The organism is Acidovorax sp. FG60, assembly GCF_057808995.1.
The window spans coordinates 143093-155174 of sequence record NZ_JBMDJC010000007.1 but is presented as its reverse complement, the minus strand read 5'-3'; the positions used below and the strand labels follow the sequence as shown (position 1 = coordinate 155174).

The following is a 12082-nucleotide window of genomic DNA, read 5'->3' as shown; positions in this document are numbered from 1 at the left end:
CCTAGCGTGGTGACGCTACCGGGTCTGGAAAGTGTCACCCCGGCGACAGTGGCGCGCAGCTAGTCATCAGGGTATTCCTTTGCTGGTGCCGGGCTGCCCGTTCCCTAGAATGTGCTGCACTGCAATACATGGGCTTCCAGCCCGAGGAGTTCGTCGTGTCCGAACAGAAAAGTGCCGCGCCCAAGTCGGCGCAGCGTGTCATCAAAAAATACCCCAATCGCCGTCTGTACGACACAGACACCTCCACCTACATCACCCTGGCCGAGGTGCGCCAGTTGGTCATGGCCAACCAGCAGGTGGTAGTGCGCGACGCCAAGACGGGCGAAGACCTCACGCGCAGCATTCTGCTGCAGATCATTCTGGAAGAAGAGGCCGGTGGCGCACCCATGTTTACCGAGGCGGTGCTGGCCAACATCATCCGTTTTTATGGCCATGCCATGCAGGGTTTCATGGGCGCGTACCTGGAGAAGAACGTACAGGCGTTTACCGACGTTCAGGCCAAGCTGGCCGAGCAGTCGCAGAGTGTGACGCCAGAGATGTGGGCCCAGTTCATGAGCCTGCAATCGCCCATGCTCAAGGGCATGATGGGCAACTATGTGGAGCAGTCGCAGTCCATGCTCACGCAGATGCAGGAGCAGATGCAAAAGCAGACGGAGCAGATGCTGGGCGCGTTTGGACTCAAGCGGTAGCCCCCCCGGAGCCGCTTCGCGGCTTCCCCCCAGGGGGACGCCGCCAGCGCGGCGGCCCTTGCGCGACGGCCGCTGGCCTAGGATCGTGCCAGTTTCATAGGTCGCGGCGAGTCGCAAGCATTGCAGGCAATTGCCCGTCCCACCGGTCTGATGCCGGAACTGGGACAATACGGGGATATGAGCGAAGCAATTGCCCCCACCAAAACACCCAAAGTCGGATTCGTCAGCCTGGGCTGCCCCAAGGCGCTGACCGATTCCGAGTTGATCCTCACGCAGCTGAGCGCTGAGGGTTACGAAACCTCCAAGACCTTCCAGGGCGCGGACCTGGTCATCGTCAACACCTGCGGCTTCATTGACGACGCCGTCAAGGAAAGCCTGGACACCATTGGCGAAGCCTTGGCCGAAAACGGCAAGGTCATCGTCACCGGCTGCCTGGGCGCCCGCACGGGCGACGACGGCGGCAACATGGTGCGCCAGATGCACCCCAGCGTGCTGGCCGTAACCGGTCCGCATGCCACGCAAGAGGTGATGGATGCCGTCCACCTGAACCTTCCCAAGCCGCACGACCCGTTTGTGGACCTGGTGCCGGGCAGCTTTGGTATTGCGGGCATCAAGCTCACGCCCAAGCACTATGCGTACCTCAAGATCAGCGAAGGCTGCAACCACCGTTGTACCTTCTGCATCATCCCGTCCATGCGCGGCGACTTGGTGTCGCGACCCATTGGCGATGTGCTCAGCGAGGCCAAGGCCCTGTTTGAAGGTGGCGTCAAGGAGTTACTGGTCATCAGCCAGGACACGTCGGCCTACGGTGTGGATGTGAAGTACCGCACCGGCTTCTGGGACGGCAAGCCGGTCAAGACGCGCATGCTGGAGCTGGTGCAGACGCTGGGCGAGATCGCCGAGCCCTACGGCGCCTGGGTGCGGCTGCACTACGTGTACCCGTACCCCAGCGTGGACGAGGTGATCCCGCTCATGGCCACGGGCCGCGTGCTGCCCTACCTGGATGTGCCTTTCCAGCACAGCCACCCCGACGTGCTCAAGCGCATGAAGCGCCCGGCCAGCGGCGAGCGCAACCTGGAGCGCATCCTGCGCTGGCGCGAGGCCTGCCCCGAGATCGTGATCCGCAGCACTTTCATCGCCGGTTTCCCTGGCGAGACGGAAGAAGAGTTCCAGCACCTGCTCGATTTTGTGCGCGAGGCGCAGATCGACCGTGCGGGCTGCTTTGCCTACAGTGATGTGACAGGTGCTGCTGCCAATGAGCTGCCGGGCATGTTGCCTCTGGAAGTGCGCGAAGAGCGCCGTGCCCGCTTCATGGCAGTGGCCGAAGAGGTGTCGATTGCCAAGCTGCAGCGCCGCGTGGGCGCCACCATGCAGGTGCTGGTGGATTCAGCGCCTGGCCTGGGCCGCAAGGGCGGTGTGGGCCGCACCTATGCGGATGCGCCCGAGATCGACGGCACCGTGCAGCTGCTGCCGCCCGAGAAGATCAGCAAGACCATGAAGGTGGGCGAGTTCACCAAGGCGCGCATTGTCGGCGTGCGTGGGCACGATCTGGTGGCGCAACCCATTTGATAGCTATGTAATTGATAGCTATCTGCGCTTTGTAGATAAGCGCTGGCGGCTAAAAATACCATGAAAAAAGGCTTCCCAGGGGAAGCCTTTTTTGTGGTCGTTCTCCCGCAAGGGAGAACTGCGCAGGGCAGCTTACACGCGCTTGCGGTATTCGCCGGTGCGGGTGTCGATTTCGATCTTGTCGCCTTGGCTGACAAACAGGGGCACGGGCACTTCAAAGCCGGTGGCGATCTTGGCAGGCTTCATGACCTTGCCGGAGGTATCGCCCTTGACGGCGGGTTCCGTCCAGGTGATTTCACGCTCGACGCTGGTGGGCAGTTCGACCGAGATGGCCTTGCCGTCGTAGAACACCACTTCCACGGTCATGCCGTCTTCCAGGTAGTTCAGCGAGTCGCCCATGTTTTCGGCTTCCACTTCGTACTGGTTGTACTCGGTGTCCATGCACACGTACATGGGGTCGGCGAAGTAGGAGTAGGTGCACTCCTTCTTGTCCAGGATCACGTTGTCGATCTTGTCGTCGGCCTTGAACACGACTTCGGTGCCGAAGTTGCCGATCAGGCTCTTGAGCTTCATGCGCACGGTGGCTGCACCGCGGCCGCCGCGGGCGTATTCGGTCTTCAGGACCACCATGGGGTCCTTGCCGTGCATGATGACGTTGCCGGCGCGGATTTCTTGAGCGATTTTCATAGCAAGTTGCTTGGGTTGGGGCCGCTCAACGCGCGGGCTGGCAAACCGCCTGGTTTGCGCGCCGGTGCATGTTCTGCGGCGAAAGTGCGCGGGGTGGTGGCACTGCTGTGCCGTACCTGATTTGCGCAAAGCCTCGGATTTTACCGTTTTTCGGCGACAAAGCCCAAAAGTTGTGCGACGAGGTTGTCCTGTGTCAGCAGGCGCGCACGGGCGGCCTGGGTGCAGGCCGTCCACTCGGCCAGGGTGTCGTCGCTGGGCCATTGCAGCGGCTCGGCGTCCAGTCCGTTCCAGGTCGCGTGGAACTGCCGCAGCGATGCGGGGGCCTGCAGCCAGTCCAGAAACGCCCAGAGCTTGTCGTGGTGCGCGTTGTCGTGCTGTGGGTAGATCTGCCACACAAACGCCTGGCCCGCCCACAGCGCCCGCACCAGCGAGTCCTCGCCGCGTACGGCGTTGAAGTCACAGGCCCAGAGCATCTCGTCAAACGCTGGCTGGGGGCGGTGGGGTAGATATGAAATTGATAGCTGCTCGCGCTTGTCAGATAAGCGCTGGAGGCCCATTTGACCGATATTTTGATCACAACCCTCAGCCAATGTAGCCCGCACGGCAGCCGTGGGGCGGCCCGGAGTCACTAGCAACTGCGTGGGCCGTGTCTGGCTGTGCCGCAGCAGCTCCGGCAAGGCGGCGGGTTCGTAGCAGAACAGCGAAACCCAGCGCTGCTCGGCGCAACCATCGCCCAGCCCGAAGACGGCGGCGTGCTCTGCACGCCAGGCGCTGCGGTCAAACGTCTCGCGCCTTGCCATCAGGTCGGGTTCGCGCAGCAAGCCGCCCGTGCCGGGCGTGAAGCCAGGGTAGAAGAACCAGCGCGTCCACCCTGCGGCGGGGCCGGACAGGATGGGTGACGGCAGCCTGTGGTTGCGCTCCACATAGCCTTCTGCCGACAGGTATTCCAGGTTGATCCAGACTGGTTTGGAGGATTTTTGGCCTCTAGCGCTTGATGGATAAGCGCTATAAGCTATGAATTCAGGAGCAATGTCGCAGCCGAAGGCCTCCACCATCACATCGGGGGCGGGTTCATCAGGGCTCGGTGGTGGCGAACCCCAGGCGCGCAACTCCGCGCCGGGGCAGCCTTGGGGCGCCATCCACTGCAGGGCCGAAGCGTCGTCCACCCACAGGCGCACGCGGTGGCCCAGCGCGGCCAGTTGCGCCACGAGGCGCCAGCACACGCCGATGTCGCCAAAGTTGTCGATCACGCGGCAGAACACATCCCACTGGAGCGGGGGCAGGGGGCGGCTCATGGTGATGGCCCCGTTGGCTGCGCGCGCAGGTGCTCCACCAGCAGCCGGGCAACGCTGGAGAGCGATTCTTCAGACCGTACACACAGCGCCAGCCGCCGCTGCGCCCAGGGCTCGTTCAGCGTGACGGTGCGGATGGCCAGCGTGCCCCGGTACAGCGCGGCGCTGCCACGGGGCATCACGCCTACGCCCAGGCCCGCGTTGACCATGAGGCACAGCGCGTCGTAGCTCGTCACCTGCATGCGCAGGCGCAGTGGCAGGCCGGCCTCGGCGGCCGCGCGGGTCAGCTGGTTGTTGATGGCGCTGCCCGGGTGCGCGCCCACAAAGTCAAAAGGCAGGGCGTCTGCCAGGCGCACGGACTTGCGCCGCACCAGCGCGTGGCCGGTGGGTACCACCAGTACCAGTTCGTCGGTGCGGTAGGGCAGCAGCGTCACGCGTTCGCCGTAGCTGCCTTCGTTGAGGATGCCCACGTCGGCGGCGTTCTCGGCCACGGAATGGGCAATCGCGCTGCTGATCTGCTCCTGCAGCCGCACATCCACCTGCGGGTGTTGCTCCAAAAAGCTCTGCAACTCGGCGGGTAAAAACTGCGTGATGGCCGAAATATTGGCCACCACACGCACATGGCCGCGCACGCCCGTGCCGTAGTCGCGCATCTGCGTGGCGATGCCGTCCAGATCGTTCAGCACACCGCGCGCCAGGTTCAGCAGCGCAAACGCGGCGGCGGTGGGCTCGGTGCCTTTGTTGCTGCGGGTGAACAAGGCCACCTGCAGCGCGTCTTCCAAGTCGGCCAGGCGGCGGCTGACGGCCGATGCGGCCAGGTGCTCGCGCGCGGCGGCAGCGGCGATGGTGTTTTCTTCCATCACGGCAACGAACAGGCGCAGGGAGACGGGGTCGAGTTTCATGGGGCACCGATGGTAGCAAGCAGCGTAGTCCACTGAATCACAGAAATCGGCGGTGCGTGAGGGTCTGGCAAGGCTGCAATCTAGACGCCGGGCGGAGCCGGGTTGCACACCCGGCGAGCACGGCAACGACGAGTGCGGCCTTGCCAGACACTCACCCTGCGGGCCGGGGTTGCAGCGAGCGCGCGCCGGCGTTGCCTGGCTTGCCAAGGCGGCCTGCCTTGGCTGCCCCAGGCGCCTTGCCGCGCATCCCGCTGCAACCCCGGCGCACCGCTGATTTCTGTGATTCAGTGGACTATTGCCATGCCGGATTGCGATGGTGGCTTGTTGCTTGAGCGTTTTGCAGGAGGGCCGCAGGTGCGCATCATTCCCGCCCAGCATCACCGCCCGCAGGAGACACACATTTCCATGGATTCCATTGCATCCCCCGCCGCACTGCAAGGCGTGCGCGTCATCGAAATGGGCCAGCTGATTGCCGGGCCGTTCTGCGGCAAGACGCTGGGCGAGTTTGGCGCCGACGTGATCAAGATCGAGGCGCCCGAGACGGGCGACCCGCTGCGCAACTGGCGCCTGATCAAGGAAGGCACCTCCGTCTGGTGGCAGGTGCAGTCGCGCAACAAGCGCTCGGTGGCGCTGGACCTGCGGCAAAAGGAGGGGCAAACAATAGCTCGCCAGCTGATCGCCGAGGCCGATGTGCTGGTCGAGAATTTCCGCCCCGGCACGCTCGAAGGCTGGGGCATGTCGCCCGAGGAACTGCACGCGATCAACCCCGGCCTGGTCATGTTGCGCATCTCGGGCTACGGCCAGACGGGGCCCTACCGCGACCTGCCCGGCTTTGGCGCCATTGGCGAGGCCATGGGCGGCCTGCGCCACCTGACGGGCGAGCCGGGCCGCGTGCCGGTGCGCGTGGGGGTGTCGATTGGCGACACGCTGGCGGCGCTGCACGGCACCATCGGCGTGCTCACGGCGCTGTACCACCGCAAGGTCAACGGCGGCAAAGGCCAGGTGATTGACGTGGCGCTGCACGAGGCTGTGTTCAACGTGATGGAAAGCCTGATCCCCGAATACAGCGCCTTTGGTGCCGTGCGCGAGGCGGCGGGCAGCGCGCTGCCGGGCATTGCGCCGAGCAACGCCTACCCCTGCACGGACGGCTGGGTGCTGGTGGCGGGCAATGGCGACAGCATTTTCAAGCGGCTGATGGATGCCATCGGCCGGCCCGACCTGGGCGCCGCGCCGGACCTGTCCAACAACACCGGCCGCGTGGCCCGCGTGGAGGAGATCGACGCTGCGATTGGCATCTGGAGCGCGCAGCGCACCGTGCAGCAGGTGCTGGACGCGCTGGGCGCCGCCCGCGTGCCGGCGGGCAAGGTCTACACCGCCAAGGACATCGCCGAAGACCCGCACTACCGCGCCCGCGACATGCTGCTGACGCAGCAGACGCGCGACGGCTACAGCGTGGAAGTGCCGGGCATCGTGCCCAAGCTCTCGGGCACGCCCGGAACCATCCGCAGCAGTGCTCCGCACCTGGGCGATGACACCGATGCGGTGCTTGCCGACGCGGGTTTGACGGCCGAACAGATCGCCCTGCTGCGCAGCAAGGGGGTCATTCAATGAGTGCATCCAACACCGTGTGGCAAGGCGCGAATCGCCGCATCCACATGCAGGAGGTCGGCCTGCGCGACGGCCTGCAGATGGAGAAGACCTTCGTTCCCACTGAAGACAAGATCACGCTGTGCGATGCGCTGTCGGCAGCGGGCCTGTCCAAGATCGAGGTGACTTCGTTCACATCGCCCACCGCCATTCCCGCGCTGAAAGATGCCGAGATCGTCATGCGCGAGATCACGCGCCGCCCGGGCACGGTCTACACCGCGTTGGTGCCCAACCTTCGAGGGGCAGAGCGTGCCATCGAGTCGCGCACGGATGAGTTGAACCTGGTCATGTCGGTGAGTGCCACGCACAACCTGGCCAACCTGCGCATGACGCAGGAACAGTCGTTTGCGGCGTTGGCGCAAGTGGTGGCCCTGGCGCAGGGCGCCAACGTGGCGGTGAATGTGTCGCTGTCCTGCGTGTTCGGCTGCCCCATGGAGGGCGATGTGGCCGAGGCCGATGTGTTCGGCTGGGTGCAGCGTTTTGCGGACTTGGGCGTGCGCGGCATCACGCTGTGCGACACCACGGGTATGGCCTACCCCACGCAGGTGCACCAGCTCACGGCGGCCGCCCGCGCGCGCTGGCCGGGGGTGGAGTTCACCCTGCATTTCCACAACACGCGCGGCATGGGGCTGGCCAATGTGCTGGCGGCCATCGACGCGGGTGCGGACCGGTTCGATGCCTCGCTGGGTGGCCTGGGCGGCTGCCCCTATGCACCCGGTGCCAGCGGCAATGTGTGCAGCGAAGAGATCGTGCATGCGCTGGCGCTGATGGGCTATGACACCGGGGTGGATCTGGTGCATCTGGTGGCCGCTGCGCAACAACTGCCTGCGTTCATTGGCCACGACATTCCCAGCCAGATCGCCAAGGCGGGTCCGCGCCTGGCGCTGCACCCGGTGCCTGCCGATTTCGAAGCGATCCGTGAAAGGGCGCTGGCCCGCTGAGCGCGGGCGAGCCTGCATTCACACATAACACCAGGAGACAAAAGCCATGACCTTCCCCGCCCCACTGACCCGCCGCATCTTCACCGCCGCCGTGCTGTGCTCCGCTGCCTTCGCAGCGGGCGCGCAGGACAAATACCCCTCCAAGCCCATCACCGTGGTCGTGCCCCAGGCTGCGGGTGGCGCCAACGACGCCATTGCGCGCGTGGTGGCGCAAAAGCTCGGCGAGCAACTGGGCCAGAGCGTGATCGTGGAAAACCGCCCTGGTGCCGGCGGCACCCTGGCCACGGGCACCACGGCCCGCGCGCGCAACGATGGCTACACCCTGCTGCTGACGGCCGACAGCGCCCATGTGATTGGCCCCGCGCTGTACAAGAACCCCGGCTTTGACCCGGTGAAAGATTTTGCCCCCGTGGCCCCTGTCGCCACGGCCGGTTATGTGCTGGTGGCGCACCCGTCTTTTCCCGCCAACAACGTGGCCGAGCTGGTGAACTTGGCCAAGGCCAGCCCTGGCAAGTATTCGATTGCCTCGGCGGGCAACGGCACGCTGAACCACCTGATCGGCGAGATGCTGCAAAAAGCCGCTGGCATCCAGCTGCAGCACATCCCGTACAAGGGCTCTGCCGCAGCCGCCACCGACGTGGTGGGCGGGCAGGTGCCGCTGTCGGTGCAAAGCCTGCCGTCGGCCATTGCGTTCATCAAGGCGGGCAAGCTCAAGGTGCTGGGTGTGGTCAATGAAAAGCGTGTGGCTGCGCTGCCCGATGCGCCCACCATTGGCGAGACGATCAAGGGCTTTGGCCAGGCGCCCTGGTACGCGCTGTTTGCCCCGGCCGGCACGCCCGCGCCCATCGTGGCGCAGCTGCAGGCCGAGGTGGCCCGGGCGCTGGAGCACAAGGACGTGGTGGACAAGCTGGCTACCGTGGGCTGTGAACCCTTCAAGGGTACGGCAGCGCAACTGGCGGCGCTGGTGCAGTCCGACCTGCCCAAGTGGAGCCGTGTGGTCAAGGACACCGGCGCCACCGTGGATTGAACGCCTGAGATGGCTATGGCGGGTGCTGGCTGCCCAGCCGCCGCCCCGGAACGACATTCAACAACAGAGAAAGCGGAGACATCGCATGAACCTGCATCGCAAGCAATTCACGTCCCTGGCCCTGGCGGCCATCGCCACCGGCTTTTGGGCTTCTGCCCTGGCGCAAGGCGCCTACCCTACCAAGACCGTGACCATGGTGGTGCCCACCGCCGCAGGTGGCACCACCGACCTGTCGGCCCGCATGCTGGCCCAGGCCCTGTCGCCGGTGCTGGGCCAGTCGGTCATCGTGGACAACAAGGGCGGTGGCAACGGCAATATTGCCGCCAGCATCGTCAAACGCGCCGAGCCCGATGGTTACACCGTGTTCATGCAGTACTCGGGCTACCACGTCATCTCGCCCCACATCACCAAACAAAAGCAGTGGGACCAGGCCGACTTTCAGCCCGTGGCCAACGTGATCTCGGCCCCGCAGATCATCGTGGTGCGCAACGACCTGCCCGTGAAGACGCTGCCTGAGCTGATGGCCTATGCCAAGGCCAACCCCGGCAAGCTCAATTACGCCTCATCGGGCAATGGCTCGCTGCAGCATGTCACGGGCGCCATGCTGGAGCAGCAGGGCTCCATCAAGATGGTCCACGTGCCCTACAAAGGCACGGGCCCCGCGCTGCAGGACCTGCTGGGTGGGCAGGTGGACCTGACTTTTGGCACCGCGCCTCCGTTCATGCCCCACATCGCCAGCGGCAAGCTGCGCGTGCTGGCCGTGACGGGCAAGCAGCGGCTGCCCAGCCTGCCCGATGTGCCCACCACGGCCGAGGCGGGTTACCCCAAGGTCGATGCCACGTCGTGGTTCGCGTTGTTTGTACCCGCTGCAGTGCCCAAGCCGGTGGTGGACAAGCTCACTGCCGACATCCGCACCGTGGTGCAAAGCGCGGCCTTCCAGCAAAAGGCGCAAGAGCAAGGCGCCACGGCTGACTACCAGACCCCGGCGCAGCTGGGTGACAAGGTCAAGGCGGACCTTTCCAGCTGGGCCACGGTGGTGAAGACTTCGAAGATCGAGGCAGAGTGAATTTAATTGGGAGCACCGGTTGCTCTGCAAGGTTGCCTCTCAAGTTAACTATGGTTCGATTTCCCTGCACACCTGTTGCAGTTTCAACGAGTGATGTGAGCAGCTATGCAGTCGTGATGGGCCGTTGAAAAGTCCATATCAGGCATCCCCGGCAGATTGGGTGGTGCAGATTGTCCTCGAGCACTACCGGACGCTGTCATGCGGGCACGGGTTGCCCATACGCCCATGTTTTGCAACGTTGGTAGAACGGTTCGCCCCCCCATGAGCGCCATATCGATGTGCTGATGCCCTTGGGTTCAGGTAGTCCGGTTAACAGTTCGACTACTCGTTTCCGGTCCTGGGCCAGGCAAGCCAGCGCGGCATGATGAACTTGGTTGATTGAGTCCTGGCGGCGGTTGCCGAGGTCGGTGAGGGATGTGTCTATCGTTTTCCAGTCTGTCAGTCCGGGTTTGAATGGGTTGAGTCGCAGCGCTGGCCAGTGGTGGAAGGCTGCGAGGTAGATCACGGCATGCATTCCCGTGCCTTGCGTGTTGGCCGTACGTTGCACTGCGAGGTTAGATAGCTCCCTTAGCTGGGAAACGGCGTCCGTGCTTTTGAGGTTCAGTGCGGCCACCACTTCTTCAAAGAACATCTGGCCCGGCTCCGACATGGCTGGCAGATGGGCTTTCACCAGTGCCAGCGTCTGCGCAGGCGTGGCTCCGCTCATGGACTTCAGGGCGATGTATGTGGCACTCCACATCGGGTCCAGGCGACCTTGCTCTTTGACCTCTTCCAGGGCCCTGGTGGCGTGTGCAGTCTGGTATTCTTGGGCTACCCAGTCGCGGTTGGCGGGGGCATCGCGCATCGCCAGTCGGCCCAGGAAGATAGCGGCAGGCACGCTATTCGGCGAAGCCTGTATCCATTGCAGCGCCAGGTTCCAGGCGGCTGCAGCTTTGGGCGTGTTGCCACCCGTGCCGCCGCTGCCTACTCGCAGGGCGCTGAAGAAGGATTCGGCCCCATTTCGGCTGGAGTTGCTGGCGGGCTGTTGTGATGCGATGGCATACAGGCGCTCTACCTCTGCGAACTCCTGGCGCTCCAGGCTTTGGTAGGCATCTAAGTAATCACGAAAGGTTGGTTGAGCTACGCACGTACCGACCATTGCGCTAGAGAGAGCAGCCACCGCCAGTGGTGAGCGCCACATTACGGCGTTCCATCCTGCGACCAGCTTTTGCAGCGCGCATACTCATTGCGACCTTCCCAGGCGTCCGGTACAACGTCTTGACCGATTCGCTGTAGCACCGCTGCGGTGGTCTTCTTGTCCTGGGCCGCCACGCAGGCTAGGCGGGCGTATGAGTTGAGGTTGTAGTTGTCCGGGTAGCGTTTGACCAGGTCCTCGAAGCCCGCGCGGATGCGAGTCCAGTCCACGTCCGGACGAGTGAATACAGCGGCGCCCTGGTGGGCTAGACTACCGTAGACATTCCAGTAGATGCGAGCGTAAAAGGTCTGCCCTTCGTCTGTCTTTGTGTTCGCCACGGCCTGCGCCGCCAGGTCGGCAATTGCCTTGTAGCTGCCGCCCCACTGCGGTAGCAGGCTATGCGAGATGGTGAAGTAGATGTCGTGGTTTTTGGGAAAGGCGGCGATGGCGTCCTGGGCCAGCTTGGCATAGTCATGGCGGCTGACTTGGCCATACTGCGCGTAGGTCAGTAATTGGGTCCACCAGTTTGGATCCTTGCGACCGTACTCGGCGCTCGCAAAAAGGGCGCGTAGGGCCTCATGGTTGAGTTCCTGGAACTTCTTCATGTCCTCATCGCGCACGGTGTTGGCATAGCCTCCGCCCCGATAGGCCCACGCCTGCTTGCTGTAGGCGCTGGCCAGGGTCATTGCGGCCAGAGTGGACTGGGGGTTCTGTGCGAGCCAAGCCTGAGCCCGTTGCTGGTGTTCGACCCAGAAAGTGTCGTTCACGCGCGGGCAAGGCTCTTTGGCGCAAGGCGGCAGGGGCGAAACCCCGCCGAACCCTATGGATCGAACCAACCGGTTGGCGCGGTAAACGCCGGAGGGCATGCGTGCGTCTTCCCGCAGTGCCTTGGTGTACCAAGCGTCCAATTTGGCGTAGTCGCCCGAAGAATAGTTTTTGATGAACAGAACGACGATTTCGCCGCGCTCTTCGGCATCGCCCGCCTGGGCGTTGCCAAATGGGGCGACTAACAGTGGCAAAGCCAGTGCAGTGGCGATTACCCTGTATGTGGTGAGATTCCTCATTTATCCCTCTCTTTGTGAGGAGGT

The 12082-nt window shown here is 64.1% G+C and carries 11 protein-coding genes; 6 read left to right on the top strand and 5 right to left on the bottom strand.

The window, feature by feature from the left end:
* Nucleotides 1–128: 128 nt before the first annotated feature.
* Nucleotides 129–689, top strand: a complete 561-nt coding sequence (gene phaR, locus ACODS0_RS12495; RefSeq protein ID WP_055402453.1) for a polyhydroxyalkanoate synthesis repressor PhaR — start codon at nucleotides 129–131, stop codon at nucleotides 687–689.
* Nucleotides 690–866: 177 nt separating this feature from the next.
* Nucleotides 867–2258, top strand: a complete 1392-nt coding sequence (gene rimO, locus ACODS0_RS12490) for a 30S ribosomal protein S12 methylthiotransferase RimO (protein WP_121419683.1) — start codon at nucleotides 867–869, stop codon at nucleotides 2256–2258.
* A 132-nt stretch (nucleotides 2259–2390) separates the two neighbouring features.
* Here the strand turns inward: rimO and efp are convergent, their stop codons facing one another.
* The 3 genes from efp to ACODS0_RS12475 form a co-directional block, all read right to left on the bottom strand.
* Complete coding sequence (gene efp / locus ACODS0_RS12485; protein ID WP_008906801.1) at nucleotides 2391–2945, bottom strand: elongation factor P; 555 nt, start codon at nucleotides 2943–2945, stop codon at nucleotides 2391–2393.
* A 140-nt stretch (nucleotides 2946–3085) separates the two neighbouring features.
* Nucleotides 3086–4240 carry an elongation factor P maturation arginine rhamnosyltransferase EarP gene (earP, locus tag ACODS0_RS12480; protein WP_488835275.1) on the bottom strand — a complete coding sequence of 385 codons (1155 nt, stop codon included), beginning with the start codon at nucleotides 4238–4240 and terminating at the stop codon, nucleotides 3086–3088.
* Nucleotides 4237–5139 (bottom strand): LysR family transcriptional regulator, encoded by a 903-nt coding sequence (locus ACODS0_RS12475; protein ID WP_488835273.1) that lies wholly within the window; start codon nucleotides 5137–5139, stop codon nucleotides 4237–4239. Before ACODS0_RS12475 ends, earP begins: the two co-directional genes overlap by 4 nt.
* Before the next feature lie 405 nt (nucleotides 5140–5544).
* Between ACODS0_RS12475 and ACODS0_RS12470 the strand changes: the two genes are divergently transcribed.
* The 4 genes from ACODS0_RS12470 to ACODS0_RS12455 all read left to right on the top strand — a co-directional run bounded on the left by ACODS0_RS12470 (nucleotide 5545) and on the right by ACODS0_RS12455 (nucleotide 9820).
* Nucleotides 5545–6750, top strand: a complete 1206-nt coding sequence (locus ACODS0_RS12470) for a CaiB/BaiF CoA transferase family protein (protein ID WP_488835271.1) — start codon at nucleotides 5545–5547, stop codon at nucleotides 6748–6750.
* Nucleotides 6747–7727, top strand: a complete 981-nt coding sequence (locus ACODS0_RS12465; protein WP_488835269.1) for a hydroxymethylglutaryl-CoA lyase — start codon at nucleotides 6747–6749, stop codon at nucleotides 7725–7727. The genes ACODS0_RS12470 and ACODS0_RS12465 overlap by 4 nt, the downstream gene beginning before the upstream one ends.
* Before the next feature lie 46 nt (nucleotides 7728–7773).
* Complete coding sequence (locus ACODS0_RS12460) at nucleotides 7774–8754, top strand: Bug family tripartite tricarboxylate transporter substrate binding protein (RefSeq protein WP_487256382.1); 981 nt, start codon at nucleotides 7774–7776, stop codon at nucleotides 8752–8754.
* A gap of 85 nt (nucleotides 8755–8839) precedes the next feature.
* Nucleotides 8840–9820 (top strand): Bug family tripartite tricarboxylate transporter substrate binding protein, encoded by a 981-nt coding sequence (locus ACODS0_RS12455; protein ID WP_487256381.1) that lies wholly within the window; start codon nucleotides 8840–8842, stop codon nucleotides 9818–9820.
* Nucleotides 9821–10016: 196 nt separating this feature from the next.
* Here the strand turns inward: ACODS0_RS12455 and ACODS0_RS12450 are convergent, their stop codons facing one another.
* On the bottom strand, nucleotides 10017–11000 hold the full coding sequence (locus ACODS0_RS12450; protein WP_488835267.1) for a hypothetical protein: 984 nt from the start codon (nucleotides 10998–11000) through the stop codon (nucleotides 10017–10019).
* Nucleotides 11000–12058: a hypothetical protein gene (locus tag ACODS0_RS12445; protein WP_487256379.1), complete on the bottom strand. Its 1059-nt coding sequence runs from the start codon at nucleotides 12056–12058 to the stop codon at nucleotides 11000–11002. Before ACODS0_RS12445 ends, ACODS0_RS12450 begins: the two co-directional genes overlap by 1 nt.
* Nucleotides 12059–12082: the final 24 nt, after the last annotated feature.

Bases quoted from the DNA above. Each gene is read 5' to 3' on its own strand.
- ACODS0_RS12470 (WP_488835271.1), top strand. From the start codon at position 5,545: ATGGATTCCATTGCATCCCCCGCCGCACTGCAAGGCGTGCGCGTCATC.
- phaR (WP_055402453.1), top strand. From the start codon at position 129: ATGGGCTTCCAGCCCGAGGAGTTCGTCGTGTCCGAACAGAAAAGTGCC.
- ACODS0_RS12450 (WP_488835267.1), bottom strand. From the start codon at position 11,000: ATGTGGCGCTCACCACTGGCGGTGGCTGCTCTCTCTAGCGCAATGGTC.
- ACODS0_RS12460 (WP_487256382.1), top strand. From the start codon at position 7,774: ATGACCTTCCCCGCCCCACTGACCCGCCGCATCTTCACCGCCGCCGTG.
- earP (WP_488835275.1), bottom strand. From the start codon at position 4,240: ATGAGCCGCCCCCTGCCCCCGCTCCAGTGGGATGTGTTCTGCCGCGTG.
- efp (WP_008906801.1), bottom strand. From the start codon at position 2,945: ATGAAAATCGCTCAAGAAATCCGCGCCGGCAACGTCATCATGCACGGC.
- ACODS0_RS12445 (WP_487256379.1), bottom strand. From the start codon at position 12,058: ATGAGGAATCTCACCACATACAGGGTAATCGCCACTGCACTGGCTTTG.
- ACODS0_RS12475 (WP_488835273.1), bottom strand. From the start codon at position 5,139: ATGAAACTCGACCCCGTCTCCCTGCGCCTGTTCGTTGCCGTGATGGAA.
- ACODS0_RS12465 (WP_488835269.1), top strand. From the start codon at position 6,747: ATGAGTGCATCCAACACCGTGTGGCAAGGCGCGAATCGCCGCATCCAC.
- rimO (WP_121419683.1), top strand. From the start codon at position 867: ATGAGCGAAGCAATTGCCCCCACCAAAACACCCAAAGTCGGATTCGTC.
- ACODS0_RS12455 (WP_487256381.1), top strand. From the start codon at position 8,840: ATGAACCTGCATCGCAAGCAATTCACGTCCCTGGCCCTGGCGGCCATC.